Consider the following 26,556-nt stretch of genomic DNA (forward strand, 5'->3'; position numbering starts at 1 on the left):
AATAGAGGTGCTTATACGAGCCACGCGGCGGCGATTAGGGGGGAGAGGAGGAGTATGGGGAGGGGCAACGCCGGGCCGTAGCCCCACCTTTTTAGGAATACCTCGACGGTGAGGCGGAGGCCTGCGTATATCGTCGCGACGCCTAGGGCCACCGCGGCCAGGGCCACGGCGCCTCCAAACGCCGCTAATCTCGCCGCTACGAAGCTCAGGGCCATTGAGTAGACTACAAAGTCGCCAACTCCCAGCGAAAAGGCTTTCAGCCTCACCACGAAGCCGAAGAGCGGCGTGTCGCGGCCCTTGGGAGGAGCCGCCCCGCTACCGCTGGCGGCCTCCTCCTTCGCCTTTTTTATCAATTTGCCGAGGAGGCCACGGCTTACCATGAGGTAGTCGTACACCGGCAACGCCACTAGCAACGCCAGCACTGTGACGCTTGGCAGAATCCAGACGAACATTGAGCCGGCGAGCGCGCCGAGGAAGCCCAGGAAGAGGTCGCCCCTCCTTCTGCTCAAGAGAAAGACCACCAACACGCCGACTGCGGGGGAGAGCAATATGGCCCACGTGGCGGGCCCCGGGGGCAGGATCCCGTAGCTGTAGTAGAGCCAGGCGTAGAACTGCACGACGCCCAACGCCAGTGTGAACCAGACGAAGTAGAGGAAGAGGCTTAGCAACCTCCTGCGGGTGAGGAGTAGGTATATAGCCGCAGTTGCCACCACTAGGAGTGTGAAAAACACGGCTAGGTTGTACAAAGTAGCGCCCGGGGTCTCCGCAGTGGCGTAGATCGCTGTGTCCATCTGCGGCTTTTCTACATAGGGTCTGACGTAGAGGGGGAGCGTCCCCAGCAACGCGGCCAAGGCAACGGCCAGCAACGCAAGGACAACCACGCACATGTCCACTGGCGTATATATAACCTTTCACGTCGCTACGCAAAAATTTTTAAACGGTACACCTCGGCGCCTTATGAAGGCGGTTGAAAGACTCGGGCGCTGGGCAAGAGAGCTTATGGAACTTGGCATCGACGTAAGGCTCCCCCCACAGCTATTGATACCGAGGCTATACTTCCTCGCGCCCCGGCTAGCGGTAAAGCTCGCCGACGCGTCTTAAATACACCAGATTTAGTGTTGACAGTGATGAGAAACCCGGGTCTGTACTATGCAGAGGACATAGGCCGCTGACTATTTTATCAACGCGGCGATGAACTTCACGGCGAGGCGGGGCCGCTTGGCGAGCGCCACAAACAGCGTCTTCGCCGACAGATTCTCCTCTATGTAGTCTCGCAGTACTCCGTCCTCGGCCAGCTCTAGCAGACCCTCGCCGCTCCGAATGAGCCGCTCGGCTAGAGAGAGGAGGCTCCTTTGGAACTCCACCTGTCTTACAATCTTCTTTACTCGCCTTTTGTACTCCTCCAGCGGCTTCTTTGTGGAGAGAGCCTCGGCCAGGGCCAGGGCTGAGAGTATCCCCGGCCTAATCCCCTCGCCGGTTAGGGGGTAGACGAGCCCCGCCGCTTCGCCGATTCTAAACCCCTCGCCGTCGTTCAGCACAATGTCTGGCTTAACTGTGAGGGGGGCGCCTCGCACGTCTAGTATCCGGCCTCCGCCTAGCCACTTCTCCACGAACTGCCTCACAAGGGGGACTGGGTTCTCTACGCCTAGGAACCCCCCACCCACGTTTAACACTCCTCCGTGGGGGAATACCCAGTAGAACCCCGTAGCCTCGCGTGGGAAGATGAAGTGGACGGTCTCCTCGTCTGCCTTGGCCCCCGCCACGTAGGCTCTCACAACGGTTATTTTGACGCCGCGGCTTTGGTAGGGGCCGCCGGCCTTCACTACCACGTCGCCTTTCTCTGCCTGCACCTCCCTTGGGCGTAGTGCCTCCACCCACCTCTCCTTGTCAACAATGTACCACCTGGGCTTTGCGTAGGCCACTTCTCCCACTTGGCTAGTCCAGTGGTAGAATCTGAAGACTTTGACCTTGTCTACCACGAAGCGGGGATCTACTAGGGGGGTCTCCACTGGCACCGCCTCGCCGCACGCCTTAAAGTACCGCCTAGAGATGTCTACGCCGGAGGCGTCTTTATATGCTCTTAGAAAGGCCGAGCCTGCGGGGCCGAGACCTATGACTGTGACTCGTGGCTTCACGTCGGGGAGGGGATTTGCTAATATAAGCTATGCGGACATCCCAGGCTCGAAGGTCCATTCTTGGAAGGCAACAGCCTCTCTCAGCGCCGCGTCCTCTCGGATTAGGTCGCGTATGGAGAGTACGCCGTAGAGTTTCCCGCCTTGCGTCACCACTATGTGGCGTATGCCGTGTTTACGAAACGCCTCTGCCGCCTCTGCCAAACTCCTGTCGTACTCAAGGGTTATAACTCTCTTGGTGGCAATTATGTCGCAGGGCTGGTCTAAGTCTATGCCGTAGGCCACTGCTCTAACTACGTCGCGCTCAGAAACCACGCCGACGACCCTCTGGGGGTCCCTTGGGTCTACTAGGACCACTAGGCCTACGTTGTTTTCCGCCATTAGCTTTGCCACGTCTCGTATTGAAGTGGAGGGCGTCGCCTTTACCACCTCCTTTTTTGCAAATTGGCCAATCATAATGAAATACGGGGAGTAAAAATATATTGAACGCGTATATGTGCCATGGACAAGGTCAGGAGCCACGAGTTGACTCACTTGGCGGAGTTGATGAAGCTCAAGGCATCTGTCGAATCGGAGTACCTGAGGGAGTTTATAGACGGGCTAATTCGGGAGACGTACCTCCGCGTTAAGTTGCTTGACGCCCTGTCGCTCCCCGAGATGGCGCTCGAGGCCGCGGAGAAGAGGCCTCTCGACGAGGTAATCAAGGCGCTCGAGGTCATGTGTACGCATTACGAGGAGCACTTGGCCGAGGTTAAGAAACTGAGGGAGGCCGCTAAGACGCCTCTCGAGCTCGAGGTGGTGGCCGCCTTGGAGAAGTCGATAGAGAGGTCCCACATAACGGTGAGAATGCTGATAAACGCGCTGACAGAGACCGCCAAGGCGTCCCAAGCCACATAACCGCGCGAAAACACGACGCTGAGTGAGGCGGGGGAGGGGCGTGGCCCAGTCCTACGGCAGATGGGGCTCTTGCAGGTGTAGTCTAGCGAATGTTGTGTGAGCGTAGACAAGATAGGGCTGGGGGGGGGGGGGGCGTCTATGGCGGTAGTCTTGCGATTACTTTTCTTACGGTCTTTCCGTTGGGGAGCTTGAATAGGGCTACTATGACGCCGGGTTTTCCGGGGGGTTGTAGAACCCAGGCCTTGGCTGGCTTGAGCAAGAATCGCTTCCCCTCGTAGACCACCTCGTATTCTTTGTTGAGTATTTCCTCTGCCACGTCTTGGTCCACGTCTGTGGATATATGTTTTTCTGATGGTTTTGCGGTTTAGACCAGCGAGCCGCTTATCGGCCTGTCTCTGCGTATTATGCCGGCTCTCAGGACGTGGTCTGCCAGCACCACGGCGGTTATGGCCTCCAGCGCCACTAGGGCCTTTGGCACAATGGTGACGTCGTATCTGCCTTTGAACTCCAGCGTGGTGGGCTCCATTTTGCCCAAGTCGACGGTCTGCTGCGGCTTGCGCACGGAGGGGGTCGGCTTAAACCACGCCCTGAAGTACAGCGGAGCGCCCACAGTTATGCCGCCCAGAAGGCCCCCGGCTCTGTTGGTGGCCAGCGCCGGTCTCCCGTTGACGACGGTGATGGGGTCGTTGGCCTCTGAGCCAAACATCTTGGCCAAGGCCCTCCCGGCGCCCCACTCAAACGCCACTACGCCGGGTATGGAGAATGCGGCCTTGGCCAAGTCGGCCTTTATTTTGCCGAAGTGGGGCTCGCCGAGCCCCGGCGGAACTCCCAAGGCCCACACCTCTACCCCGCCTCCTATGCTGTCTCCCCTCAGCACAGCCTCCCTGATCTTCTCGACCATCTTCTCCAGGGCCGCGTCGTCTACCACGGGGAGGGGCTTCTCCCAGCTCTTCCTCACGTCGTCCACGGTGTACGTGGCCGATATCTCCACACCGCCGAGCTCCACCACGTGGCCCAGCACCTCGACCCCCACGTGTCTAAGCACGGCCTTTGCCACCGCCCCCGCGGCCACTATGGCCGCCGTGGTGCGCCCAGAGGCCCTCCCCCCGCCTCTGTGGTCGTAGTTGATGCCGTATTTGAGGTAGTATGCCAAGTCCGCGTGGCCTGGCCTGGGCTTGAGCCAAAGCTCCTCGTAGTAGCTGGAGATGACCTTCCTGTTCCAAATGACTATGGCTATGGGAGTCCCCTGGGTGCGCCCCTCTTTGACTCCCGAGAGTATTTCAAACTCCTCTGGCTCACACCTCGGGTTTAGGACAGGGATGTGGCAAAACATGCGCCTCTCAAGCTCCCGCTTCACGTCTTCCTCGGACAAGGGCAGGCCGGCGGGGACTCCGTCGACTACTACGCCTACTGCTTTGCCGTGGCTTTCGCCGAAGGTGGTTATCCGGAACTCCCGGCCGAAGGTGTTCATAGCCCGAGGAACTGCGCCACGGCCCTCCTCATGACCTCTCTGTCGGGCTCTACCCCCAGCCATATCCTCTCGGCGAGGGCGCCCTGCTCCACTAAGAGGCTTACTCCGTCCACCACCTTGACCCCCCTCTTCTCCGCCTCTTGGACCATCCTAGTGCGGGGGGTTGGGGTGTAGACGAACTCCACGTAGAGGGCGGCCTTGCTCAAGTCGGCGAGTATTTGGTCGTGTATGGGGGTCGCGTTTATTACCACGTCGGCAGGCGGAGCCTCGCCCCATCTAACTGCTGTCACTTCGCGACTGAATTTTTCCCCAAACTCCTTGGCCAGAGCCTCAGCCCTCTCCGCCGTCCTGTTCATTATATAGATCCTCCGCGCCTCGGCCTTGACTGCGGCGAAGGCGGCTGCCCTAGCCGCGCCGCCTGCGCCTATTATTAACACGTCGGCTCCCTTTATATAGTCCCCGGCGAGGTTATATACAGCTAGGGCGTCTGTGTTGTAGCCCACCAAGAGGTTCCTCTCCACGAGCACTGTGTTTACGGCTCCTACGGCCCTCGCCTCCGCCGCCAAGGCGTCTAAGTACTTCACTATCTCCTCCTTGTGTGGTATTGTGACGTTGAACCCGCGGAAGTTTAGGCGGGCGAGTTGGGCAAAGCAGCCGAGCTCTTCCCTTGGCACGTCCAGCGCCACGTACACGGCGTCGATGCCGAGCGCCTTGAAAGAGGCCGTGTGCATGGCTGGGCTGGCCGACTTTCCCCTAATTCCCTTCCCAATTACGGCGAAGTACACAGAGAAGAAAACTATTTAAAAAGATAAGTGGTAGCCTCCATGCGTCCCCCAAGTGGTTGGGGTAATAGGCGCTGGTAAGCTCGGTAGCCAAATAGCCATCAGACTCTCGGGCAACGGGGTTAGAGTTGTGGCATCGGTGAAGAGCGAGAGGTCGTATCAGCGCCTGTCCGCCCTCGGCCTCGAGGTGTACCGAGACAACAAAGTGGTCGTGGAGCTGAGCGACGTGTTAATACTCGCGGTGAAGCCGGCTAATTTGCCCGAGCTGGACTTCTACACGGAGAAGCCGCTCATCTCCTTCGTGGCTGGCGCAACCTCTGAGGCGCTTCGCAGACTGTCGGCTAGGCCCTACCGCGCGATGACGAACATTGGCCTAACCACCATAGCGGTGGCCGGCCCCTACGACAAGGCTGTGGAAGAGCTTCTCTCTAGAATTGCCCCGACGATTTGGGTCGAGGAGAGGCTTATAGACCCGTTGACCATCCTCCTGGGGAGCGGGCCCGCCATAGTTGCCGAGTTGGCCATGGCGTTGGTCCGCGCCTCTGTCAACATTGGAATACCTTGGGACGTGGCTAGGGAGATCACCCTCTCTCTAATGACCGCTCTCCCATACCTAGACGACAAGTTCGGCCTTGAGAAAGTGGCCCAGTACGTGGCCACGCCCGGCGGCACGACGATAAAGGCCCTCCTCGAGCTAGCCCCGGCGGAGGCGGCTATAGCAAGCGCCTTTGAGAAGGCGTACGAGCGCGTGTTAAAATTACGCCAACAGACCTCCTAGCCGCCTATTTTGACCACCCGCCTGCCTATGTGGGAGGCCTTGGGCGTCTCCTCAAGCAACTTGGGCAACTCGGAGAAGTGGTACAGTGTATACACAGGCTTGACTGCGCCGGAGGCCAACATCTGGAGCGCCGCCTCGAGGTCTCGTTTGCTCCCCTGGAGAACTGGCAGAATTTCCACCTGTTTCAAGATCAAGAGGCCTAGGGGCAGAGATGCCGGCTTGGGGTCCACGTTCCCCACGAGGGCCACTTTGCCGCCCCAGTTCAGCGACCTAACCGTCTGCTCCAGCGTGGGCCCTCCGACGTTTTCAATGGCCGCATCCGCGCCCCCGAGCTTCTTTACCTCTTCGGAGAACGTAGCCGTGGTAACCACGTGGTCTGCGAATTTAGACACTGCCTCGGCCTTGGCGGGGCTAGTCACAGCCACCACCTTTGCCCCATAGGCCTTGGCCACTTGCACCGCGTGTATCCCCACGCCGCCCCCTGCGCCGGTCACAACTACCACCTTACCAGGCCCCACCTCTGCCACTCTGGCCGCTCTAACCAAGGTGGAGAGGACGCAAGCCGCGTAAGACGCGGCCTCGAAGGAAACGCCTGGCGGTATTTTTACAAGGGCCTTGTAATCCACTGACACATACTCGGCGAAGACTCCGGGGATCTCCTCCCCCAGGACTTTCCTATTCCTACACAGATACTCTCTGCCAGATCTGCAGTGCTCGCACTCTCCGCAGAACTCGTACATCATGCCAGCCACCGCGTCGCCCACCTTTAAGCCCTCTACGCCCTCGCCCACCTCTTCCACTACTCCCGCGAACTCGTGCCCGGGCACTATTGGCAGTTTGACCCGCTGAAACCCCTTATAAGCCAGGTAGTCCCTATAACACACGCCGGCGGCCACAACTCTCACCACCACGCGGCCGCGCGTCGCCCGCGGCTTTTCCACTTCCTCAAGAGAAGGCTGTTCGCCGAAGGCCCGTAAGACAAAGGCCTTCATATAGGCGGTGCGAATCCCAAGTTATAACTGTTCTCTCCCCCTTACTCCGCCTCAACTGCCCTTACGCCGATGCCCAAAAGCCTCCTCATCACTCTGTCTATTAGCCTTATGTAGGCGCCCCTCTGCCCTATAAAGGCGCCGAACTCGCTCCTCTTTACTTGCACGAGCAGCTCGGGGCCTGCGAAGTCTGCATCGACGATGTGCTTCTGAATCCAGCCGATGGGATGGAGCGCCCTAATCCACTGTTTAAAGTCCAGGGTCATTTCCAACACCCTCAGCCGCGCCCCCGCCTCCCCCTCAATGGTCTTAATCCGCTCTCCGCCCTTGCCCACCACTCTGCCCAGTTGCCCCTCTTTGACGACTAGGAGGGCGTCTGGCACATTTTCACTCTTTATCCCCAGCGCGTCTTTATCTGCGCGAAACTCCACGGCGGTTATTATGTCGGCATCTGGCGCAAAGATGCGCGCAGTCTCGTATATGTAACGCTCGGCGTCTGAAAGCGTCCTCTTGCGCATCCTCAGCTCGAGCGCAAGCCTAATCCCCCGCCTCGCGCCGGGCCTCACGATGTCCTTCACGCCGAGGTCCACCACCTCGGCCTTCTCCTCCCCCAGCAACGCCTCTCTGAGAAGAGTTGCCCCATCTCTCTCGACGCCCACGGGCTTTTGGAAAATGGGGTCGCCGGCCACAATGAGGCGGCTGCCTCTCCCAAGCCTTATCAAGATCTCCGCGGCGCTCTCCGGCTGCACGTTTTGCGCGTCGTCGAGGAAGATTACGCTGTCGTCGAAGGTCCTGCCGCGCAGGTACGACACGTCTGTGACAACCACCTTCTCCTCCTTTATGAGCTTCTCCACATAGGCGCTGTCTGCGTAGGGGCCCAGGATGTCCCCCAAGTACGCCGAGGCTATTCTGTAGTACATGTCTCCGAGACGCTCCGGCGTCAGAGTCTCCCCCGTCGACACGTCCACGATTGGACGCGCGATGATAAACCGCTTAGCCTTCCCATTCTCCACAGCCCAAATGCCGTAGGCAATGCTCAAAAGCGACTTGCCAGTCCCAGTGGGCCCAAAGAGACCCACAAGCTCGTTCTCAGGGTCCCTTAGCACATTTACAGCACGCTCCTGCCCCACAGTCATCGGCTTAAGCTTGTCAAGCATGACCGACCGAGGGCACAAGTTTAAAAACGTTAACAACTCAACGCCACAGCGCGCAAGCGGCGGCTTAGTCAAAGTTTTAAATTGACCGGCTCGGTGACGCTCATGGAGAGGCCAGCAGTAGCCGTGGCCGCGGCCGTGGTCAAAGATGGGAAGGTCCTTCTCATCAAGCGTAAGTACCCACCGTCGGCGGGCAAGTGGTCTCTCCCAGGGGGCCACGTGGAGTTGGGAGAGAGACTTGAGGAGGCTGTGCTTAGGGAGCTGAGGGAGGAGACGGGCATAGAGGGCGTTGTAAAAAAGTTCTTGGCCCCAGTGGAGTACATAGAGCGGGAGGGGGACAAGGTGAAATACCACTTTGTCATTCTCGTGTACTTGGTGGAGGGCGACGGGGCGCCAAGGGCCTCGGACGACGCCGAAGACGCCGCATGGGTGGAGTTAGAAAGGGCGTTTGAGCTGGACTTAACTAAGACCGCTAGGGAGGTGCTGAGGCTTCTGGCTGAGTCTGGCGGGAGGGGCTAAGCCTTGCCGCACTTCCCGCGGTGTTTTACTATGGTGTATGTCACCACGGCTGTGAATATCAATGCGGTGATGAGCGTGTCTAGCCCCATAGCTCTTTTGCCAGGTCCTCCGCCGTCTTTTTAACGGCCTCGGCGCTTGTCATAGTGGGCCTCCACCCCGTCAGCTTCATGAGCTTTGTCACTGCGAGTGTCATGTACTTCACGTCTCCGGGCCACCCCCTCCCGTCTGGGGTAGAGGGGACTAGCCTAATCTCGGGCCTTAGCCCCAAGACCTCTGCCACTATCTGCGCAATGTCTAACACCCTCACCGCGTCTACGTTGCCCACGTTGAGGGCTAGGAAGGGGGCATCCATCTCCTCGAACTTCTTCCACGCGGCCAACGTGGCCTCTACGGCGTCTCTGACGTAGAGGTAGCTCTTTCTCTGCGTCCCGTCTCCCAGCACCTCGAGGACGTTGGGGTTTCTCCTGAGCTTCATTATAAAGTCGTATATTACGCCGTGCCTAAGCCGGGGCCCTACCACATTCGCGTACCTAACCGCGAGGCACCGGACGCCGAATAGCCTGGCGTAGGTGGCGCACATGACCTCGCCCGCCGCCTTTGCCGCGCCGTAGACCGATATCGGCTTGTACGGCTCTTCCTCCGGCGTTGGAATGACGTCGGCGTCGCCGTACACGGTGGAGGATGAGGCAAATACCACAGTCCTCACCCCCGTCTGCCTCGCCCACTCTAACACGTTGAAAGTGGCTACCACGTTCTCGTTGAAGTGAACGATGGGCTCTGTGGTGGATAGGCGGACTTCGGGGTTTGCGGCGAAGTGGAAAACTACGTCGCCTTTGATCCCCGCGCCCCAGGAGTAGTCCTTGAGGTCTCTGACGTGGAGCTCTGCGCTGGGGTTGACAAACTCGCGTCTGCCGCTCGAGAGGTTGTCCACGACGACGACCTCGTACCCAAGCTCCACGAGCTTGTCCACGAGGTGGCTACCAATGAACCCAGCGCCGCCTGTTACAACAATTCTCATGTGGCAGAGAGCTACCCGCTTTTTAAAACTAACCTAGGGCAAGAGCCGAATTGTCCACAAAACTTGGCTCACCTCCTAGCAACGCTCTTAAGTTTTGAAGATTGCAATCTGCAAGATTTGAATCTTGCAGATTTAGTCTTGTGTGTTTGTAGATAGGTCTGAGGAGTTGCACATCCTTGAGGAGCTCTCTAAGCGGCGACAGAGTGGTGGCCATAGAAGTCAAGTGGGGAGGCGTGGACGAAGGCGAGGCTCTTGAGATAGTCCGAGAGACTAAGAAAAGCTCGGCGGGAGAGAGGGGGTGTACCTTGTGGCCGCCAGGAGGAGCCCAGAGGAGGACACGTTATCACTGCCGAGGATATATTCGCCCCCCGCTAGGCGTATCTACGTCGAATAATACGCCGGGGTCGTCCACCTCCACATATTTAACCTCGGCGTGTTCCACAAGCGCCCTAAGCCCCACGTCGCCTGACAACAGCTCCAAGGCCAGGGGGTATGCGTCTCTGCAACACGCCGCGGGGTTACCCCTCGCCCCCTTGTACACGGGGAACACGATGCCTCTTTCACACGCCGACGCCACTGCGACAACTGTGCGTGGAGACACCTCGGGCATGTCCCCCAGCATGAACACGAGGCACCTCCTGTCTATCAACGCGGAGACCGCCGCCTTTACACTTGTGGAAAGCCCAAGGCGCCACCACGGGTTGTAGATAAAGCCGTCCACCAGCCCCGCCGCCCTGCGCACCTCGTCGGCGACGTAGCCCAAGACTACGTACACTTCCCCAAGCGCCTCTTTGGCAGACTCAACGGCCCATCTCACAAGCGGCTTCCCCCTGTACTCTGCCACAAGCTTCAGCCCGCCGAACCTCGTGGAGGCCCCCGCCGCTAGGACTACCCCCGTGCAGACCACATTAGCTTGTACACGTACTCGGGGTCCGCCGGCGTCTTAACAATTCTGGCCCTGGGGTTTATCTTCCTAATGGCGTCTTCCACCGCGCTTATGACCGCAGGCGTTGAAGCAATGGTAGCGGCCTCGCCTATGCCCTTGCTCCCAATGGGCGTCGCCGAGGGGTGAGGCTCCTCTGCGAAATAGACCTCGAACCTCGGCGCCTCGTGGGCCGTGGGCACGTAGTAGTAGGCGAGGTTGGGGGTGAGGAGGTTGCCCCCCTCGTCGTATATTGCCTCCTCGTACAAGGCTTGTGCAATGCCCTGGAGCGCGCCGCCGTGTATTTGACCAGCGGCCAGCAGGGGGTTGACCACTTGCCCCACGTCGTCGTACGACTTGTACAAAAGCGGTTTGACAAACCCCGTCTCTGGGTCCACTTCTACGACGGCTAAGTGTACGCCGAAGGGGAAGTTGGACTCGGCGTGGTATATGGCCTCAACTGTCAGCTGCGCCTCGGCGTCGCCCCTCAGCACTGCTTTAACCACGTCTTGTATCGTTGCGCTTCTGTCTCCGCAGTGGAAGACGCCGCCTCTGTACACGGGCTCGCAGTTCAACAACTGCGCCGCCGCCTTCGACAACTCGGCCTTAAGCTTCCTCGCGGCGAGGATGGCCGCGGAGCCCCCCGCCGTTATTGAACGAGATCCCATGGTCCCAATTCCGTCGGGGACGTAGGCGGTGTCGCCCCAGTACACCCTCACCTTCTCTATCGGTATTTCTAGCTCGTCTGCCACCACTTGCGCGAGGGCGGTCACAAGCCCTTGGCCTGTGGGAGTGAGTGCGGTGTACACTGTTATACTCCCGTCGCGCTCGGCCCGCATGACCACGGCCTCGTAGCCAAACGTAGTTATTTCTACATATGCCGAAAGCCCTACGCCTATGAGCCTCCCATTCTTCTTCCACTCCTCCTCCGCCCACCTCTTGAGCTGGTAGTAGCCGAGTTTTTCAAGCGCTCTCTCGAACACGGCAGGGTAGTCCCCCGTGTCGTACGTGACGCCGAGCGGGTTCGTGTACGGGAGACGCTTGACCAAGTTCCTTCTCCTTACCTCTATGCGGTCTAGGCCCAGCTCGTCGGCCACTGCATCCACTATCCTCTCGATGAAGAACGTCGCCTCGGGGCGCCCTGCGCCGCGGTACGCGCTTAGGGGGGTCTTATTGGTCAACACAGAGACCGCCCTCACCCTCGCCGCTCTAATCTCGTACGGCCCCGGCAACATCTTCGCCGCCGTGTCCGCCAGCCCCTCGCCCCAGTAGTAGGCCCCGGCGTCTGCGTACACGGTTCCCTCGATTGCCAAAATTCTGCCGCCGTTGTCAACGGCGACTTTGTAGTCTAGGACGAGGGCCCTCCCGTGGGTCGTGGCCTTGAAGTCCTCGCTCCTCGTCGCGACCCACTTAACCGTCCTCTTGAGCATATAGGCCGCCTTTGCCACCGCCACCTCCTCCGGGTAGACGAGGAGCTTTGAGCCAAAGGCGCCGCCCACGTACGGCTGAATGACTCTCACAGAGGAGAGGGGCAGGTCAAGCGCCTTAGCCACCTCTTTCTTAATGTCGAAGGGCACCTGCGTAGAGCTCCACATAGTCAGCGTCGCTCCGTCGTACATGGCCACGACGCCACGCGGCTCCATAGCCGCTGGTATAACGCGCTGAGTGGACAGCCTCCCCTCGAGGACCCGCGCCGCCTCTCTAAACGCGCCCTCCACGTCGCCACCTTGGTATACCTCGTCGCTTGCAATGTTGGAGCCAAGCGACTCGTCCACCAGCGGGGCCCCGGGCTTCATTGCCTCAAATATGTCCAACACGGCGGGAAGCGGCTCGTATTCCACCACTGCCTTCTCCAACGCGTCGTAGAGCAGATATCTGTCTCTGGCCACTACCATTGCCACGGCCTCTCCCTGGTAGCGGACTTTCCCGCCGGGGGCAAAGCCGAGCTCTGGGCCAAACACTGCCACGACGCCTTTGGCCCCCCTAACGTCCGACAAATCCACTTTTACAACTCTGGCATGGGCATACGGAGATCTGACGAACCCAGCGTATAACACGCCTGGGGGTTCTATGTCGTCTACATACTGCGCGCGCCCTCTCAAAATGACGTCGTCCTCGACACGGAGGATGGGCTTGCCGATGTACCTCATACCAACACCTCCTTTATGGCGTTTATGATGTTTTGATATCCCGTGCACCTGCACAGATTTCCGCTTATCCCCTCCACAACCTCCTCCTCGCTCTTGGCGCCGGACTTGGCCAAGTGGTAGGCAGATATGAGCATGCCCGAGGTGCAGTAGCCGCACTGAGCCGCGTGGTTCCTCTTAAACGCCTCCCTTATCTTCTCCATGAGCTCGTCGCTGTACTCAGCCGTGATGATCTCAGCGCCGTCTGCTTGGACGGCCAACACGTTACAGCTTTTGACAGGCCTGCCGTTCATCAACACTGTACACGCGCCACACGTCGCCGTGTCGCAACCTACTTTAACAGAGGTGTAGCCCAGCTCCCTAAGTACGTGTACCAACAGCCTCCTGGGCTCTACTTCTACCTCGTGTATGTTTCCGTTCACCTTAAGCGTGATCTTCATAGCCTCTCCAAGGCCCTCTTCACTCCCACTTTCACAAGCGCCCGCCTATACTCAGAGGAGGCCCTGAAGTCGCTTGGCGGCTCCACCTCCTTCGCAGCTACCTCAGCTATTTCCACGACGGCGTCTTTAGACAGGCGGGAGCCCAGGGCGGCGGCCTCGGCCTTCTTAAGCCTAATGGGCTTGTCGGCGACGCCGGACGCGGCGATTCTAACCCACTTCACATGTCCCTCCTCCACCTCCGCCGCTACGGCCACCGCCACTAGGGCGAAGTCGTTGTGCCTTCTGGAGAACTTTACGAAGGCCACACGCGGCGGACATTTGAGCCTCACCTCCGTCAAAACTTCCCCCCGCTCCAGCGCCGTGGAGTAGGGCCCCCTGAAGAAGTCGTCCACTTCCACCTCTCTACGCCCAGAGGGCCCCTCGGCGACCAGCGACGCCCCGGCCGCTAGCATTGCCACAGGCCAATCGCCGAGGGGGTCCGCGTGGGCCAGAGAGCCCCCGACGGTGCCAAGCGACCTAATCTGTTGGTCGCCTATCCTCCTTGCAGTTTCTCTAAGCAACGGGCAGGGGGAGTTCTCCAGCTCGTAGTGCCTAGTAAGCGCGCCTATCTTTACCACGTCGCCGTATTGGACGTAGCGCAGCTCTCTTATTCCGCCGAGGTCTACCACAAGGGTCGGAGAGATGAGCCTGAGCTTGAGGAGGGGGATCAGCGACTGGCCCCCTGCCAGCGCCACTGCGCCTTCGGCGGAGAGGCGGCGAACCGCTTCGCCAACTGTATACACTTTTACGTATTCAAACTCCGGAGGATACACACCGCGATGTCCCTACTCCCTTTTAAAGATATCGCCTATACACTCCAGCGCCTTGTAAAACCTCTCGTAGGCCACGTCTGGGTCAATCAACGATCTACCAAGGTCGCCGCCCTCCTGCAGAGCTTTCATGAACTCGTCCAGCGGGGCCCTCTCCGCGTACCGTTGCGCGTTTTTGTCTCTGAGAAGCGAGAAGGCGTAGGTGGCGAGGTATTTGAAGGACGTGCCTCCATATTTGACGATCTCTTCGCCTGCCTCGGAGTACAGTCTTGCGAGTGCAAGCCCCACCGCGTAGCTCAACGCGATCGTCCTTGAGACATAGTAGTCGTGTTTAGACAAGTCGCCCCACTCCACTTCTGCGCCAAGGCTCCGCCAGAACTCAAAGGCGCGCTGAGCCCCGCTCCTCCCCGGCACCTCCATCACCAACACCCTCTGCCCTCTTATGCCGGAGGCGCCCGGCCCAAACAGGGGGTGGACCGTGGCCACCTCTGCGTCGGGGGGAAACCGTCTGTACACCTCTGCCAGCCCCTCCTTAAAGGTCGCTATGTCCATCACAAGCCGCCCAGAGGCCGTGGGCGCAATGGCGTCTAGGACCTTCGCGGTGTCCCAAAAGGGCACCGCCACCAGCACCACATCAGACCACTCTACAAGCGCCGCGAGGCTTTCCACGTCGCTCTTCGACTTGTCCACGTCGTATATCAACACGTCGTGCGCCTTGCCTATCTCGCGCCTAAGCCACTGCCCCATGGCGCCGCCTCCCACAATGCCCACTCTCACGGCTACGCTACGGGAACTCTTTCCCAAGAGCCCGGGCCAGCTCCCTCGCCTTAGCCATAAGCTCCCTAAACTGGTCAAAGGTGAGTTGTTGTTTGGCGTCGCTCCACGCCTTGTCTGGGTCTGGGTGCACCTCGACGATTAGGCCGTCTGCCCCCGCCGCCAGTATGGCCAAGGCGAGCGGAATGACGTAGCGCCGGTCGCCGGCGGGGTGGCTCGGGTCGCCTATCACAGGCAAGTGAGTGTGTTGTTTTACGTAGGCGATGGCCCCCACGTCCAGGGTAAAACGCAGAGTGCGGTCAAACGTCCTAATCCCCCTCTCCACGAACACCACGCCCCCATTCCCGTGGAGAGCCACGTACTCCCCCGCCAGTAGCCACTCCTCCACAGTGTTGCCAAACCCCCTCTTGAGCAGTATGGGCTTCCCCGCCCTCCCCAGCTTCTTTAACAACGTAAAATTCTGCATATTCCTGGCCCCCACTTGTATCGCGTCGGCGTACTTGGCCACCAGCGGGAGGTCCTCTGGGTCCATCAGCTCGGTGGTCACCGGGAGCCCAGTGGCCTCCCTAGCCTTAGCCAAGAGCTTAAGCCCCGCCTCCCCCAGGCCTTGGAAGGCGTAGGGGCTCGTCCGCGGCTTGAAGGCCCCTCCCCTCAGCGCATGTGCCCCAGCCTCTTTGACGGCCAGCGCCGTAGAGATAATCTGCTCCTCTCCCTCGACTGAGCAAGGCCCCGCAATAATGAAGACCTTGCCCTCCCGCACTTCTCTATCCCCTATAAACACGGGCGTTGGATCCCTCTTCCACTCCCGCGACACTAGCTGGTAGTCGGTCTTAAGCTCCACGACGGCCTTGACGGGGGTCTTGACCTCGGTCCTCGCCCCCGGCGGCGTGGCAACTATGTAGTGCCCCCAGAGCTCTATATACCAAGCCGGTACCCCCCTCGACTCCAGCTCCTCCCTCAAGGCCTTCCCCCTCTCAGGCCCATCGACTATATAAAGCATATACGGCAGATAAACCTTCTATAAAATTGTTTGCTCCACGCCGCAGATGGAGACAAGGGCGTCACTTGAGCTTGGCCAACATGTCGATAAGCGCCTTGGCGACGGCGTCTTTTAAGGCTTGTGGCGATACGTCGCCGTTTTTGTAGTCGTTGGCAAGGGCTTGGGGGTCCTCGTACCTCCTGCCGCCCACCTCCAGCGGCCCGTGGTACGGGATCAGCAGATACGCTGCCAGCTCGTACACCGGGTTGAAGCGCACCTCCCTGGGAGGGCAGTAGGCGGCCCAGACCTTCTTCTCCACCTCCTCAGGCGGGTCTGTGACAAATATGGCGCTCTGCGGCTTAGACTTAGACATTTTGTACATGGCGTAGACCTCGTCGATCTCCCGGTGGGATCCCTCCATCCGCCCCACGCCCGAGAGCGAAGTTATTATGGGGGTGTGGAGGGCGACGGGCTTTTTAAAGCCAAGCTTCTCAGCCACGTCTCTGGCCAACATGTGCGCCCTACGTTGGTCCACCCCGCCCACGGCCACGTCGACGCCTAGGTAGAAGATGTCCGCCACCTGGAGCACGGGGTAGAGGAGCTTTGCGAAGTCCAACTCCACCTCCTCCGCCCGCCTCCCCATCACAGGCGTGGCCCTCCTCACGCGCGCAAGCGAGGCCCCCTTGGCCACCCTCACCGCTAGCTCCCAGTAGGCTGGGTCCTTTGCCAACTCCTCGCCATAGACGTACTTGAACTGGGCCACCTTCCCCAGAAACTGCCTCACCTCGTCGCCGTGCCGCCTAAGCTCCTCCAAGCTCCCCTTGTCGTTTATCCACGCGTGCCAAGTGGCGACGAGCACCACCACGTCGAAGCCGGCCTCTTGCAACTCCCTGAGCTTATAGGCCCACACCAACCACCCAACGTGTATAGGCCACAGCGGCTCAAACCCCAGGTACGCCCTGCCGCCCCCCAGCCGCAGGAACTCCTCCTTGGTCACCACCTCTTCCACGTTTTTAAGTAAGTGCTCCATGCAAAGAGAGACGCAACTCCTTAAATGTGTTAATTTTAAATAGGTGGGCATTTCCTGGCCCATGGAATCGGAGGGGTACGCGCTGTCGGGGTGGAAAGAGGGGTTTCAGAATTGGCGCCGCTGACGTGCAAGGCGCGTAGGTACATATTGCTCATGGCGGCCTACGACCCCGGCATGCACCTCGGCTCCTCGCTCTCCGTGCTAGAGATATTGGCGGCGCTGTACGGCACAGGCCGCGTCAAATTCAACGTGGCAAACGGCGTCAAGAATAGGAACTACCTCGTTCTCTCAAAGGGACACGCCGTACACGCCATCTACGCCATTGCTGCAGCAATGGGGCACTTGACCATCGACGAGCTGAGAGAGACCGGCAGCCTTGGAAGCCGCCTCCAAAACCACCCAGAGGTCGACACCCCCTACGTGGACGTGCCTAACTCAGGCTCTCTCGGCCAAGGCATAAGCCTCGCCGTGGGCCTGGCGCTGGGCCTCCGCCTAAGGGGGGAGGAGGGCAGAGTGTACCTAGTGACGGGGGACGGCGAGCTCGACGAGGGGCAGAGCTGGGAGTCCTTCGCCGTGGCGGCCCACTACGGGTTAAACAACCTTGTCACAATAGTAGATTTAAACGACGTACAGTTGGACGGCCACAGCCACGAGGTGTTGAAGAAGGGAGACTTGGCTGGGCGGTTCAAGTCGCTGGGCTTTGAGGTACTGCAGGTGGACGGCCACGACGTGAGAGAAGTTGTTGAGGCTTTTGAGAAGGCGGAGAAGAGCGACAGGCCTGTGGTCATCTTGGCGAAGACCGTAAGAGGGAGAGGCGTGCCGTCTATTGAGGACACCGCAAAGCAGAGGCTCCCCCGCGACGAGGCGCTGAGCTACGCAAATGGGCCATGTTAGACATACAGAGCTTAACCCCACGCGAGGCCTTGGGCAGGGCGCTTGCGGACCTCGGAGACTTGAGAGAGGACGTAGTGGTCATCGTGGCGGACACGGGCGAGACTACTAGGGCCAAGTTCTTCGCCGAGAGACACCCCGGGCGCTTCTTCAACGTGGGGATAGCCGAGCAGGCCATGGTGGGCATAGCGGCTGGGCTCGCCCTCGCCGGCTTTATGCCCTACGCCCTCACCTTCGCCTCGTTTTTAACAAGGGCGTGGGAGCAAGCGCGTAACTCAGTGGACAGGATGGCCCTCCCAGTGAGGCTCGTGGGGACTCACGCAGGCTTCGCCGACGCCTACGACGGACCTTCGCACCAGGCGTTGGAGGACATAGCGCTGTTCAGAGTTTTGCCCAACTTCACAGTACTGGCCCCGGCCGACTCGTGCGAGGTGTATAGGGCGGTGCTGGCGTCGGCGGCTGTTAAGGGGCCGGTCTACATAAGAGTTGGGCGTGACTTCCACATCCCCACGACTTGTGAGCTATACGGAAGATTTGAAGTGGGCAAGGCGTATGTGGCCGTTGAGGGGGGCGACGTGGCCATTTTCACCACAGGCGTAGTGTTGCCCTTCGCCGTGGAGGCGGCGCAGATACTGCGCGACAGGGGGATCTCCGCCGCAGTGGTACACTTCCCCACAGTGAAGCCGCTCGACTACGCCACAGTGGAGAAGTACGCCCAGGCCACCGGCGCCGTTTTAACCGTGGAGGAGCACATGGTGCACGGCGGCTTCGGCTCGGCTGTGGCAGAGTACCTCGTTCAGACGAGGCCCGTGAAAATGGCGATAATGGGCCTCAAGTCGTACGGCAGAACTGCCAAAAGCCCAATGGAGCTCTACACGTACTTCGGCCTCACGCCTGAGAACATAGCCGCCAGGGCAGAGGAGCTGGTGAAACTGCGATGAGGCGCTTCTACTACCGGCACTCCCGCGGCGTGACCGAGGTGGCGGTGGGCAAGAGGCTAGACTACGCTACGTATGCCCCCTCGCCACTTGTGCTAATCGAGGAAGGCCTCCCAAGCCCCCTGGAGGGCCCCTCCCTGAGACTGAGGGGCGGGGAGGAGGTCAAGTCATTCGACTCCCTCCTCAGAGTCTACCAATTCCTCGCAGAGCAGGGAGCCGACAGATCTTCTACGCTGGTGGCTGTGGGGGGAGGCGCCTTGCTCGACTTGGCCACCTTCGCCGCGGGGACCTACATGAGGGGCATCGGCCTCGTCCTAGTGCCCACCACGCTGCTGGCCATGGTCGACGCGGCGCTGGGGGGTAAGGGGGCCGTGGACGTGGGCCCCGTCAAAAACCTAGTGGGCGTCTTCTACCAGCCCAGGGCCATCCTCTGCGACTTGGAGTGGCTACAGTCGCTCCCAGACCGCGTCTACCGCTCCGCCTTGGCCGAGGTGGTGAAGTACGGAGTGGCGCTAGACGCCGACTTCTACCAGTGGCTGGCGGAAAACGTGGACGAGGTCCTCAGGCGGGGGGAGAGGGCCGTGGAGGAGGTGGTGTACCGCTCGCTCAAGATAAAGGCCAGCATCGTGGAGGTGGACGAGTTTGAGGAGAGGGGGATTAGGCAGGTGTTAAACGTGGGACACACCGTGGGACACGCCGTTGAGCGAGTCTTCGGCTTGCTACACGGCGAGGCCGTATCCGTGGGCATCGTGGCCGAGCTTAAGATGGCCGAGGAGCTGGGGTACCTGACTCGCGGCACCTCCGAGGAAGTGGCCACCTTGCTAACGCGCATCGGCCTCCCCACCTGCATAAGGGCCAGCGCAGAGGAGCTGGAGAAGGCCAAGTCTCTGGTCAAATTCGACAAGAAGAGGCGCGGCGAGTACGTGCTAATGCCCGTGGTGGTTAGACTGGGCAAGTGGGTTCTGGAGAAAGTCCACGTGGGAGAGGTGGAGCGCGCCGTGGACTTTGTAAAATGCTCTGCGTAGAGCCCGGCGTCTTTTCCGGGACCTTCAAGGCGCCGCCCTCTAAGCCCATCTCCCAGCGGCTCCTCCTTGCGGGGGCCCTCGCCGAGGGGGAGACCGTTGTCAAAGGCGTGGAGCTAAGCGACGACGTCGTGGCCATGTTACGCGCAATACAGCCCCTCGCCCGCATTAGCATCTACGGCGGCGACGTACATGTTGAGAGGCGGGAGCCCGACGTCTACAGGGCGTTTAACGTGATGGAGAGCGGCTTCACCTTGCGCACAGCCGTGGCGGTGTACGCGGGGGTCCCAGGCCTCACCGCGGTGTACTACGGAGGGACGCTCAGAGGGAGGCCCATAGACGAACTTATACAAGCGCTCAGATCGCTCACAGACGTGGCGAAGGCGCCCGGCGCCGTCTTCATCAGAGGGAAGAGGCTGAGCCGCTTTGAGGTAGAGATGCGGGCCGACATTTCTTCCCAGTTTATCTCCGGGCTCATGTTCCTGGCGGCGGCTGGGGAGGGCGGCGTCGTAAGGCCGGTGGGCGGCAGAAAGTCGTGGAGCTTCGTCGAGGCCACCGCCTCTGTGCTCAAGCAGTTTGGGGCCAGGGTGGAGGTCGGCGATGTGATAGAGGTGGAGGGCGGGCTGAGGGGCCCCGGGGAAGTCGCCGTGCCTGGGGACTACAGCCTAGCCGCCTTCCTAATCGCCGCGGGCCTAATAACCGGAGGCAGAGTGGAAGTGGAGGGCCAGGCCAGCGACGTGGATAAGCAGGTGCTAGACATCTTCGCCGCCATGGGCGCCCATGTGGCGTACGACGGCAGAAGAGCCACGGCTTGGGGCACCCCCAGCCGCGGAGTAGACGTGGACCTGGGCTCAAACCCAGACTTAGTCATGCCGGTGGCCCTCGTAGCCGCCTTTGTAGAAGACTGGACAGTGATTAGAGGCGTAGAGCACTTGCGCTATAAGGAGAGCGACCGCGTGGCGTCTGTACTCGACGTACTGCAGAGGCTTGGCGTAGAGGCTACGTACAAAGACGGCGCATTGCACATACGGGGCCCGCCCAGGAGGAGAAATGTACAATTCCTCTCCCACGGCGACCACCGCATAGGGCTAATGGCCCTCGCCGCCAGTAAAGCAGTCGGCGGGTGTCTAGACGACGTGTCGCCGATATCCAAGTCGTGGCCAACGGCACCTCTCTACTTTATAGTCCTTCCAGAAAAATAGGCCAAAACGCGCCAACCGCCTTGGGACAACCCCCACCTCTGCCCCCTATACGGCTCTCATAGTCTCTGCTACCCTCTCTAAAGATAGCCCTCCTTAGACGGGGCTGGCAAGACAGCCCTCTTGAAGCAAACAATAGCACTGTTTAAGGTTACTCCGTCGTCTACGTCAATCCCCTTGGCGAGGTGGCTGAGCGGCTTGTCGCCACTGAGGATTTGAGGGATGTGGTGAAGAGGGCGTGGAAGGAGGTGCTCGGCGGCGTGGTTAACCCGGCGGCGCCGGCGCTTGTAGACCTCGCGCTTGCGGTGGCGTCTAGGGCGCTGAAGAGGGGCAAGAAGAGAGTCGCCATACTCGCCGACGACGTCTTTCAAGCTGTGGGAGTTGATAGGGCCAAGCTCCTTGTCAAGACTATGCTTAACCTCATTGAATACCCGTCGGCCGACTACGATAAAATAGTCGTACTTGTAGCATCAAGCGAGGGGGTCACAAGAGAAAGAGTCGGGAAGCATAGGTGGGCCGAGTTGCGAGTCATGTGGAATATGCCGCGGAGCGGCTTTGAGCAACTCTACCACCTCCTCCCAAGCCCAAAGCCCCCATTCGACGATGTGTGGAGGTGGACTGGGGGCAATCCCGACGCCTTAGAGAGGCTTTTTGGGACCAGCTGGGACGTGGAGAAAGTGGCGGAAGACTTGGCGGTTGATAAGGGGCTGAGCGTGGCCTTTGCCGAGAGGTGGAGGGCGCATTTGGCCAAGGCGCTGGAGGACCCAGACTATCTCTGGGAAGAGCCCGAGGCAGAAGGGCTGGCAAAGGAGCTCGTAGAGAGAAATCTCGTCGTATTGTTAAAGGGGAGGAGGCCAGACGCTTGCATAGACCAGCCACCACCCGAAAAAGACCCAGAGCTCGGCATTGGGAAATATTATGCGTGGCAGACCCCTCTGCATAGAGAGGCTGTGAGGAGGGCGCTGGAGCTGACCTAAGGCATAAGCCAGGGCCAGAGGCGCTTATGCTAAAGCTACGCCAGTGACATCGTAGCCGTGTGAACTTCTAGGGATCCCTCACTCTCTCTAGTATCTTTTTCGCCAGCTCTACTGTCTCGCGGTAGCGTTTGTTTTTTAGTATGTCCTCTATGATGCTTATGTCTATTGAGGCATAGCCGTGCACCAAGATATTCCTAAAACCGACGATCGCCCTATACCTCTTGTAATCTTTTCTCATCGAATATCCCCCTGCGTAATAGTATCTCCCCAGCCTCGGCATAGCTGTGGGGGCTTTCTCCCAGCTGTGCGGCGGCTCTTTGAACCATGTCTATGAGCGTCTGCGCTTGAATCTGTAGGGCATGGGCAAACTTCATCAAGTCGCCGAGCTACGAGAGGTCAAACCCCTTTGCCGCCTCGTTTTCTATCTCGGCCGTAATCTTGACCAAGTACTCGAAGAGCGCCCTCAGTCTCATCCTATGGTCTCCAACAACGCCTCGTGTGGCCTCAGCTTTTTATAGTCTATGTCCTCGACGTAGAGGGGTATGGCCTTTGGCAATGCGTCTAAGACGAAGGGACAGGGAGTGCGCGGGGTTAAGCGGTATTAGGTCAATTTGATCCTCTGTAACGCCGAGGTGTTTGACAAGGCCTCTAGGAGCTCTCCATACGTCTCTAAGTCGACGGGGGATATGATTATGTCTACGTCGCGCCCGCGCCTGCCCTCTGCCCAAGACCCCGTGAGATATGCAAATTTGACGTAGCGGCGCCAAGGAAAGGCCTTCAGCTTGTCAATCACACAAACGATTTTGCCCATGTATAAAAGCTAGAAAGAGGCCGCCCGGCGGCTTGCAAGAAAGGCTAATATATTCCCCTCTTCTTTGACCATGGTCCGGGTTAGGATACGCTCTCCGTCGTGGTACGACGGCGTAGACAACGCGCCGCATAGGGTGTACCTAAGGGCCGTGGGGTTTACAGAGGAGGACTTCTCCAAGCCCCTGGTGGGGGTAGCTGTGTCTTGGTCAGAGTTGGGGCCGTGCAACTACCACACGCTGGAGCTTGCGCGGTACGTCAAAGAGGGGGTCAAGGAGGCGGGCGGCGCGGCGCTTGCGGCGCCCACCATTGTGGTAAACGACGGCATTAACATGGGGACGCCGGGCATGCGGTACTCGCTGATCAGCCGGGAGCTGATCGCCGACTCGATAGAGGCGCAGTTCAACGCACATGGGGTAGACGCTTGGGTTGGGATTGGGGGCTGCGACAAGACTCAGCCCGGCATCATCATGGCCATGGTGAGGCTGAACTTGCCCTCGGTGTACTTATACGGCGGCTCCGCCGAGGCAGGGTGGCTGGGGGAGAGAGAGCTCACCGTGGAAGACGTGTTTGAGGCCGTGGGGGCCTACTACGCGGGGCGGATTACTCTTGAGGAGCTCAAGAGAGTGGAAGAGCTCAGCTTCCCCACATACGGCACGTGCCAGGGCATGTTCACGGCGAACACCATGGCCCTCTTGGCAGAGGCCATGGGAGTCTCCCTCCTGGGCTCGGCCACGCCCCCCGCCACGTCGGCTAGGCGCAGGAAGTTCGCAGTGGAGTCGGGCAAAGCCGCCGTGAGAGCCCTAGAGCTTGGAATTAAGCCGAGAGACGTCGTCACCTACGACGCACTGTACAACGCGGCAGTCGCGCTATTCGCCACCGCGGGGTCCACCAACGCCATACTCCACCTCCTAGCCATCGCCCACGAGGCCGGTGTCAAGTTCGCCCTCGAAGACTTCGACAAAATTGGGAAAAGGGTGCCGGTGATAGCCGCGCTTAGGCCGGCGGGGCCCTACGCCATGCAGGACTTAGACAGAGTTGGCGGAGTCCCCAGGCTTTTGAAAAAGTTGTACAAGGCGGGCCTCCTGAGGGGCGAGGCCCTCACCGTAGAGGGGGAGCCCATCGGCAAACTGCTCGAGCGCTGGGAGCCGCCCGCCGTGCCAGAGGCCGGCGTGCTGTACGACGTAGATAGGCCGTACAAGCCCCACGGGGGCATTAGGATACTGTGGGGCAACTTGGCGCCCCGCGGCGCAGTGATGAAGATAGGCGCCGCCGAGGTTCTAAAGTTCGAGGGGAAGGCCCTCGTCTTCGACGGAGAGGCCGAGGCCTTCAAGGCAGTGGCGGCTGGAGAGGTGAAGCCGGGTCACGTGGTAGTCATACGCTATGAGGGGCCCAAGGGCGCGCCCGGGATGCCCGAGATGTTGAAAGTCACCGCCGCCATTGTAGGCGCCGGGCTGGGCGAGTCCGTGGCGCTTGTGACAGACGGGAGGTTCTCGGGGGCCACCAGGGGAATCATGGTGGGCCACGTGGCGCCCGAGGCGGCCGCAGGCGGCCCAATTGCGCTTGTAGAAAACGGCGACCGGATAGTCATCGACGGCGAAGCCGGTCTGCTCAAGCTAGACGTATCAGACGAAGAGCTAGAACGCCGCAGAAGGCAGTGGACGCCCCCACCGCCTAAGTACAAAGGCGGCCTCTTGGCAAAATACGCCGCGTTGGTGTCACAAGCAGACCAAGGCGCCGTCACAACCCCAGAAACCTGCCAGTGTTAGCGGCTAACTGCCCCTCGCGCTCTACGCCACCTCTAACGCCTTTTTCACAGCCTCTCTATGTAGTGGGGTTTGCCACGCGTAGTGCTTCCCAATGCCTAGCTCTGGGTCTTTCTCGGGGGGCGGCTGGTCGACCCAGAGGTATGGCTTGCGATCCCATACCCTAACAATCAAGTTCTTCTCGACGAGCATGTCCCTAAGCTCTTGCACCTCCCTCTCCCCAATCCTCCTAAATATCACGTCGGGGTCTTCCACAGCCTCTTTGAGAACTTCAAGCTTGACGCTGTCTAGTCCAGACACTACATCATAGAGGCTTTTGGATATTACGAGCCTCTCCACCAGTTGTTCCACGTCCCACCTAGTTTCGAAGAGTCTTTCCAAGAACCTTGGGTTACCGCCTGTCCACTTCCACACTTCGTCGAAGGGAGGCTTGGGGTCGGGTAGCGTTTCATACAACTGGCGAAAGCCCTCCCTCGCCATGTTCCACGTTACAAAAATAGTGGCCCAGCTGTGCCGACCCACACGCTCCCTCGTGACGCCTTCACTCGACGCCACTAGCACGACTATTTTGTCGTATTCGGCGGGTGGCCACTCTATCAAGTTGAGTAGAGCTTTGACGTAGGCCTCTGCATTCTCAACTCCAATGGCTTGGAATATGTCGTCCATGAGGACCGCAACCTTTGCCTTGTGGAATTTTTGGATTATCCACCCTGCCACGTTTATTACCAGGTCTACGGCCTTGGCTAATGGGTCAGAGAATACGCTGAATGCCTTCTCCACAAGCTCCCTCGCCGAGGGAGAGTATTGGAGGATTTCCTCAGCCCTCTTGGCTAGAGGATTGGCGTATAAGACGTGGTAGCTGAACTCCTCCTCTAGGACGGCCTTGGCTTGTTTGAGGAGGGCCGTCTTGCCACAGCCCTCGGGGCCGTACACGACGTGTACTGTGTAGGTGCCTCTCTCGGCTAGCTTGGCTATTTGCTCCAGGGCCACGTCTCTGTCTGTAAACTCCGTCTCTCTGCCGGCGAAGGCCAGCTTGATCCTCTTCACGGGTGTACCGCCCGTAGAAGTTTAAGAGGTTACTTCCTCGTAACCTCCAGCGCACTCCTCACAGCCTCTCTGTGCAGAGGGGTCTGCCACGCAAAGTAGCGGCCGATGCCCAGCTCTGGGTCTCTCTCGGGCGGCGGCTGGTCAATCCAGAGAAACGGCTTGCGGTCCCCTATCTCTATTATGAGGTTTTTCTCAGTAAGCTGGCTTATTAGGCTCTTAGCCTCCCTGTACCTCTTCAAGAGGACGTCTGGGTCTTCGACGGCCTCCTCAAGAATCTGCCTCTCCACGTCAGACAGAGAGTATACGAACCCCACAAGCCCTTTACCGCCCCCCAACGCCGCCACTACTTCCTCCACCCCCCACCCAACCTTGTAGAAATTTTCGAGGTACCTCGGATTGCCCCCCGTCAGCCTCCACACTTCGTCGAAGGGAGGCTTTGGCCCCGGGAGTTGCTCGTATAGTTGGCGGAAGCCCTCCCTAGCCATATTCCACATAACCTTGATCGTCGCCCAACTGTGCCTCCCCACCCTCTCCCTCGTGACGCCTTCACTCGACGCCACTAGCACTACTACTCTGTCGTATTCGGCGGGTGGCCACTCAATGAGGTTGAGTAGGGCTTTGACGTACGCCTCTGCGTTTTCCACACCCACCGCCTGAAATATGTCGTCCATCAACACGGCCACTCTCGATCTTCTAAGCCTCTTCATAATCCAGCCGGCGACGGCTATTGTGACATCTACCATCTTGCCCCACGGGTCCGGCGTCGCGCTAAGGACTTCTTTGACTATGCCTTCTGCAGACGGCGAGTACTGAAGGACCTCCTCGGCTTTTTTGGCCAGGGGATTTGCATAAACGACGTGATACCCATACTCCTCCTCTAGGATGGCCTTAGCTTGTTTCAAAAACGCCGTCTTTCCACACCCCTCTGGCCCATACACGACATAGACCGGGAAAGTCCCGCGCTCGCCAAACTCTCTGACCTGCTCCAGAGCCCTCTCCCTATCCACAAACTCAACCTCAAGGCCGGCAAACGAGACCTTGATCCTCTTCACGGGGTTAGACTCCTGA

31 protein-coding genes are annotated in these 26,556 nt (G+C 59.6%); 10 read left to right on the forward strand and 21 right to left on the reverse strand.

The genetic code is table 11. The annotated features are described in order from the left end of the window. Positions 1 to 11: 11 nt before the first annotated feature. A complete protein-coding gene (locus PCAL_RS04650; RefSeq protein WP_011849558.1) occupies positions 12 to 887 on the reverse strand; it encodes a hypothetical protein in 876 nt (291 codons plus the stop codon). A 70-nt stretch (positions 888 to 957) separates the two neighbouring features. On the opposite strand from PCAL_RS04650, the gene PCAL_RS04655 reads away from it, so the two are divergent. Continuing rightward, positions 958 to 1,101, forward strand: a complete 144-nt coding sequence (locus PCAL_RS04655; RefSeq protein WP_193322916.1) for a hypothetical protein — start codon at positions 958 to 960, stop codon at positions 1,099 to 1,101. 71 nt (positions 1,102 to 1,172) lie between these two features. On the opposite strand, the gene PCAL_RS04660 is transcribed toward PCAL_RS04655, so the two are convergent. Then, a complete protein-coding gene (locus PCAL_RS04660) occupies positions 1,173 to 2,135 on the reverse strand; it encodes an NAD(P)/FAD-dependent oxidoreductase (protein ID WP_011849559.1) in 963 nt (320 codons plus the stop codon). A 27-nt stretch (positions 2,136 to 2,162) separates the two neighbouring features. Continuing rightward, positions 2,163 to 2,588, reverse strand: coding sequence for a CBS domain-containing protein (locus PCAL_RS04665; RefSeq protein WP_011849560.1), 426 nt, complete (start codon positions 2,586 to 2,588; stop codon positions 2,163 to 2,165). A 45-nt stretch (positions 2,589 to 2,633) separates the two neighbouring features. On the opposite strand from PCAL_RS04665, the gene PCAL_RS04670 reads away from it, so the two are divergent. After that, positions 2,634 to 3,029, forward strand: a complete 396-nt coding sequence (locus PCAL_RS04670; protein WP_011849561.1) for a hypothetical protein — start codon at positions 2,634 to 2,636, stop codon at positions 3,027 to 3,029. 136 nt (positions 3,030 to 3,165) lie between these two features. On the opposite strand, the gene PCAL_RS04675 is transcribed toward PCAL_RS04670, so the two are convergent. Genes PCAL_RS04675 through aroE form a run of 3 tightly spaced genes read right to left on the reverse strand, consistent with a single transcriptional unit; the run spans position 3,166 to position 5,285 of the window. After that, positions 3,166 to 3,345, reverse strand: a complete 180-nt coding sequence (locus PCAL_RS04675) for a chromatin protein Cren7 (protein WP_193322917.1) — start codon at positions 3,343 to 3,345, stop codon at positions 3,166 to 3,168. Positions 3,346 to 3,393: 48 nt separating this feature from the next. Continuing rightward, positions 3,394 to 4,500: a chorismate synthase gene (gene aroC / locus PCAL_RS04680; RefSeq protein ID WP_011849563.1), complete on the reverse strand. Its 1,107-nt coding sequence runs from the start codon at positions 4,498 to 4,500 to the stop codon at positions 3,394 to 3,396. Further along, complete coding sequence (gene aroE / locus PCAL_RS04685; RefSeq protein ID WP_011849564.1) at positions 4,497 to 5,285, reverse strand: shikimate dehydrogenase; 789 nt, start codon at positions 5,283 to 5,285, stop codon at positions 4,497 to 4,499. The genes aroC and aroE overlap by 4 nt, the downstream gene beginning before the upstream one ends. A 52-nt stretch (positions 5,286 to 5,337) precedes the next feature. On the opposite strand from aroE, the gene PCAL_RS04690 reads away from it, so the two are divergent. Then, positions 5,338 to 6,060, forward strand: a complete 723-nt coding sequence (locus PCAL_RS04690) for a pyrroline-5-carboxylate reductase family protein (protein WP_011849565.1) — start codon at positions 5,338 to 5,340, stop codon at positions 6,058 to 6,060. On the opposite strand, the gene PCAL_RS04695 is transcribed toward PCAL_RS04690, so the two are convergent. After that, positions 6,057 to 7,052 (reverse strand): alcohol dehydrogenase catalytic domain-containing protein, encoded by a 996-nt coding sequence (locus PCAL_RS04695; RefSeq protein ID WP_011849566.1) that lies wholly within the window; start codon positions 7,050 to 7,052, stop codon positions 6,057 to 6,059. The genes PCAL_RS04690 and PCAL_RS04695 overlap by 4 nt on opposite strands. Positions 7,053 to 7,093: 41 nt before the next feature. Then, the gene (locus tag PCAL_RS04700; protein WP_011849567.1) at positions 7,094 to 8,206 is read right to left on the reverse strand and encodes a PhoH family protein; all 1,113 of its coding nucleotides are present in this window, start codon (positions 8,204 to 8,206) and stop codon (positions 7,094 to 7,096) included. 102 nt (positions 8,207 to 8,308) lie between these two features. Between PCAL_RS04700 and PCAL_RS04705 the strand changes: the two genes are divergently transcribed. Further along, positions 8,309 to 8,722 carry an NUDIX hydrolase gene (locus PCAL_RS04705; protein WP_011849568.1) on the forward strand — a complete coding sequence of 138 codons (414 nt, stop codon included), beginning with the start codon at positions 8,309 to 8,311 and terminating at the stop codon, positions 8,720 to 8,722. Positions 8,723 to 8,801: 79 nt separating this feature from the next. On the opposite strand, the gene PCAL_RS04710 is transcribed toward PCAL_RS04705, so the two are convergent. The 8 genes from PCAL_RS04710 to PCAL_RS04745 all read right to left on the reverse strand — a co-directional run bounded on the left by PCAL_RS04710 (position 8,802) and on the right by PCAL_RS04745 (position 16,841). After that, on the reverse strand, positions 8,802 to 9,740 hold the full coding sequence (locus PCAL_RS04710) for an NAD-dependent epimerase/dehydratase family protein (protein WP_011849569.1): 939 nt from the start codon (positions 9,738 to 9,740) through the stop codon (positions 8,802 to 8,804). 343 nt (positions 9,741 to 10,083) lie between these two features. Continuing rightward, positions 10,084 to 10,647, reverse strand: a complete 564-nt coding sequence (locus PCAL_RS04715) for a nucleotidyltransferase family protein (protein ID WP_011849570.1) — start codon at positions 10,645 to 10,647, stop codon at positions 10,084 to 10,086. Further along, the gene (gene cutA / locus PCAL_RS04720) at positions 10,629 to 12,812 is read right to left on the reverse strand and encodes a glyceraldehyde dehydrogenase subunit alpha (RefSeq protein WP_011849571.1); all 2,184 of its coding nucleotides are present in this window, start codon (positions 12,810 to 12,812) and stop codon (positions 10,629 to 10,631) included. The genes PCAL_RS04715 and cutA overlap by 19 nt, the downstream gene beginning before the upstream one ends. Further along, entirely contained in the window at positions 12,809 to 13,249 is a 441-nt protein-coding gene (locus tag PCAL_RS04725) for a (2Fe-2S)-binding protein (protein WP_011849572.1), read from the reverse strand. The genes cutA and PCAL_RS04725 overlap by 4 nt, the downstream gene beginning before the upstream one ends. Further along, the gene (locus PCAL_RS04730; protein WP_011849573.1) at positions 13,246 to 14,061 is read right to left on the reverse strand and encodes an FAD binding domain-containing protein; all 816 of its coding nucleotides are present in this window, start codon (positions 14,059 to 14,061) and stop codon (positions 13,246 to 13,248) included. Before PCAL_RS04730 ends, PCAL_RS04725 begins: the two co-directional genes overlap by 4 nt. Positions 14,062 to 14,073: 12 nt before the next feature. Beyond that, entirely contained in the window at positions 14,074 to 14,835 is a 762-nt protein-coding gene (locus tag PCAL_RS04735) for a prephenate dehydrogenase (protein ID WP_011849574.1), read from the reverse strand. A gap of 7 nt (positions 14,836 to 14,842) precedes the next feature. After that, a complete protein-coding gene (gene aroF / locus PCAL_RS04740) occupies positions 14,843 to 15,832 on the reverse strand; it encodes a 3-deoxy-7-phosphoheptulonate synthase (RefSeq protein ID WP_011849575.1) in 990 nt (329 codons plus the stop codon). A gap of 61 nt (positions 15,833 to 15,893) precedes the next feature. After that, positions 15,894 to 16,841 (reverse strand): tyrosine--tRNA ligase, encoded by a 948-nt coding sequence (locus PCAL_RS04745; RefSeq protein ID WP_193322918.1) that lies wholly within the window; start codon positions 16,839 to 16,841, stop codon positions 15,894 to 15,896. A gap of 90 nt (positions 16,842 to 16,931) precedes the next feature. Here PCAL_RS04745 and PCAL_RS04750 point away from each other — a divergent pair, with 90 nt between their 5' ends. The 5 genes from PCAL_RS04750 to PCAL_RS04770 all read left to right on the forward strand — a co-directional run bounded on the left by PCAL_RS04750 (position 16,932) and on the right by PCAL_RS04770 (position 21,868). After that, positions 16,932 to 17,735, forward strand: a complete 804-nt coding sequence (locus tag PCAL_RS04750) for a transketolase (RefSeq protein WP_011849577.1) — start codon at positions 16,932 to 16,934, stop codon at positions 17,733 to 17,735. Continuing rightward, entirely contained in the window at positions 17,729 to 18,673 is a 945-nt protein-coding gene (locus tag PCAL_RS04755) for a transketolase family protein (protein ID WP_011849578.1), read from the forward strand. Before PCAL_RS04750 ends, PCAL_RS04755 begins: the two co-directional genes overlap by 7 nt. Continuing rightward, positions 18,670 to 19,695, forward strand: a complete 1,026-nt coding sequence (gene aroB, locus PCAL_RS04760; protein WP_011849579.1) for a 3-dehydroquinate synthase — start codon at positions 18,670 to 18,672, stop codon at positions 19,693 to 19,695. The genes PCAL_RS04755 and aroB overlap by 4 nt, the downstream gene beginning before the upstream one ends. Beyond that, complete coding sequence (locus tag PCAL_RS04765; RefSeq protein ID WP_011849580.1) at positions 19,683 to 20,894, forward strand: 3-phosphoshikimate 1-carboxyvinyltransferase; 1,212 nt, start codon at positions 19,683 to 19,685, stop codon at positions 20,892 to 20,894. Before aroB ends, PCAL_RS04765 begins: the two co-directional genes overlap by 13 nt. 182 nt (positions 20,895 to 21,076) lie before the next feature. Then, positions 21,077 to 21,868 carry an ATP-binding protein gene (locus tag PCAL_RS04770; protein WP_011849581.1) on the forward strand — a complete coding sequence of 264 codons (792 nt, stop codon included), beginning with the start codon at positions 21,077 to 21,079 and terminating at the stop codon, positions 21,866 to 21,868. Positions 21,869 to 21,935: 67 nt separating this feature from the next. On the opposite strand, the gene PCAL_RS11580 is transcribed toward PCAL_RS04770, so the two are convergent. The 3 genes from PCAL_RS11580 to PCAL_RS04780 all read right to left on the reverse strand — a co-directional run bounded on the left by PCAL_RS11580 (position 21,936) and on the right by PCAL_RS04780 (position 22,661). After that, positions 21,936 to 22,106 (reverse strand): HepT-like ribonuclease domain-containing protein, encoded by a 171-nt coding sequence (locus PCAL_RS11580; RefSeq protein WP_226951999.1) that lies wholly within the window; start codon positions 22,104 to 22,106, stop codon positions 21,936 to 21,938. Next, positions 22,081 to 22,245 carry a hypothetical protein gene (locus tag PCAL_RS11585; RefSeq protein WP_226952000.1) on the reverse strand — a complete coding sequence of 55 codons (165 nt, stop codon included), beginning with the start codon at positions 22,243 to 22,245 and terminating at the stop codon, positions 22,081 to 22,083. Before PCAL_RS11585 ends, PCAL_RS11580 begins: the two co-directional genes overlap by 26 nt. Positions 22,246 to 22,469: 224 nt before the next feature. Further along, entirely contained in the window at positions 22,470 to 22,661 is a 192-nt protein-coding gene (locus PCAL_RS04780; RefSeq protein WP_193322919.1) for a hypothetical protein, read from the reverse strand. 88 nt (positions 22,662 to 22,749) lie between these two features. On the opposite strand from PCAL_RS04780, the gene ilvD reads away from it, so the two are divergent. Continuing rightward, positions 22,750 to 24,444, forward strand: coding sequence for a dihydroxy-acid dehydratase (gene ilvD, locus PCAL_RS04785; protein WP_011849583.1), 1,695 nt, complete (start codon positions 22,750 to 22,752; stop codon positions 24,442 to 24,444). 21 nt (positions 24,445 to 24,465) lie between these two features. Here ilvD and PCAL_RS04790 read toward each other — a convergent pair whose 3' ends face one another. Continuing rightward, positions 24,466 to 25,488: an ATP-binding protein gene (locus tag PCAL_RS04790; protein WP_011849584.1), complete on the reverse strand. Its 1,023-nt coding sequence runs from the start codon at positions 25,486 to 25,488 to the stop codon at positions 24,466 to 24,468. 29 nt (positions 25,489 to 25,517) lie between these two features. Continuing rightward, positions 25,518 to 26,540, reverse strand: a complete 1,023-nt coding sequence (locus PCAL_RS04795; protein WP_011849585.1) for an ATP-binding protein — start codon at positions 26,538 to 26,540, stop codon at positions 25,518 to 25,520. Positions 26,541 to 26,556: the final 16 nt, after the last annotated feature.

Origin of the sequence: Pyrobaculum calidifontis JCM 11548 (assembly GCF_000015805.1) — an archaeon.
In the GTDB taxonomy this organism is placed as follows: Archaea; Thermoproteota; Thermoprotei; order Thermoproteales; family Thermoproteaceae; genus Pyrobaculum; species Pyrobaculum calidifontis.

Coding starts and splice junctions, on each gene's coding strand:
- PCAL_RS04725 (WP_011849572.1), bottom strand. CDS start 13,249: ATGAAGATCACGCTTAAGGTGAACGGAAACATACACGAGGTAGAAGTA.
- aroC (WP_011849563.1), bottom strand. CDS start 4,500: ATGAACACCTTCGGCCGGGAGTTCCGGATAACCACCTTCGGCGAAAGC.
- PCAL_RS11580 (WP_226951999.1), bottom strand. CDS start 22,106: ATGAGAAAAGATTACAAGAGGTATAGGGCGATCGTCGGTTTTAGGAAT.
- PCAL_RS04705 (WP_011849568.1), top strand. CDS start 8,309: ATGGAGAGGCCAGCAGTAGCCGTGGCCGCGGCCGTGGTCAAAGATGGG.
- PCAL_RS04695 (WP_011849566.1), bottom strand. CDS start 7,052: ATGAAGGCCTTTGTCTTACGGGCCTTCGGCGAACAGCCTTCTCTTGAG.
- cutA (WP_011849571.1), bottom strand. CDS start 12,812: ATGAGGTACATCGGCAAGCCCATCCTCCGTGTCGAGGACGACGTCATT.
- aroF (WP_011849575.1), bottom strand. CDS start 15,832: ATGCTTTATATAGTCGATGGGCCTGAGAGGGGGAAGGCCTTGAGGGAG.
- PCAL_RS04755 (WP_011849578.1), top strand. CDS start 17,729: ATGTTAGACATACAGAGCTTAACCCCACGCGAGGCCTTGGGCAGGGCG.
- PCAL_RS04745 (WP_193322918.1), bottom strand. CDS start 16,841: ATGGAGCACTTACTTAAAAACGTGGAAGAGGTGGTGACCAAGGAGGAG.
- PCAL_RS04670 (WP_011849561.1), top strand. CDS start 2,634: ATGGACAAGGTCAGGAGCCACGAGTTGACTCACTTGGCGGAGTTGATG.
- aroB (WP_011849579.1), top strand. CDS start 18,670: ATGAGGCGCTTCTACTACCGGCACTCCCGCGGCGTGACCGAGGTGGCG.
- PCAL_RS04665 (WP_011849560.1), bottom strand. CDS start 2,588: ATGATTGGCCAATTTGCAAAAAAGGAGGTGGTAAAGGCGACGCCCTCC.
- PCAL_RS04700 (WP_011849567.1), bottom strand. CDS start 8,206: ATGCTTGACAAGCTTAAGCCGATGACTGTGGGGCAGGAGCGTGCTGTA.
- ilvD (WP_011849583.1), top strand. CDS start 22,750: ATGGTCCGGGTTAGGATACGCTCTCCGTCGTGGTACGACGGCGTAGAC.
- PCAL_RS04650 (WP_011849558.1), bottom strand. CDS start 887: ATGTGCGTGGTTGTCCTTGCGTTGCTGGCCGTTGCCTTGGCCGCGTTG.
- PCAL_RS04655 (WP_193322916.1), top strand. CDS start 958: ATGAAGGCGGTTGAAAGACTCGGGCGCTGGGCAAGAGAGCTTATGGAA.
- PCAL_RS04710 (WP_011849569.1), bottom strand. CDS start 9,740: ATGAGAATTGTTGTAACAGGCGGCGCTGGGTTCATTGGTAGCCACCTC.
- PCAL_RS04765 (WP_011849580.1), top strand. CDS start 19,683: ATGCTCTGCGTAGAGCCCGGCGTCTTTTCCGGGACCTTCAAGGCGCCG.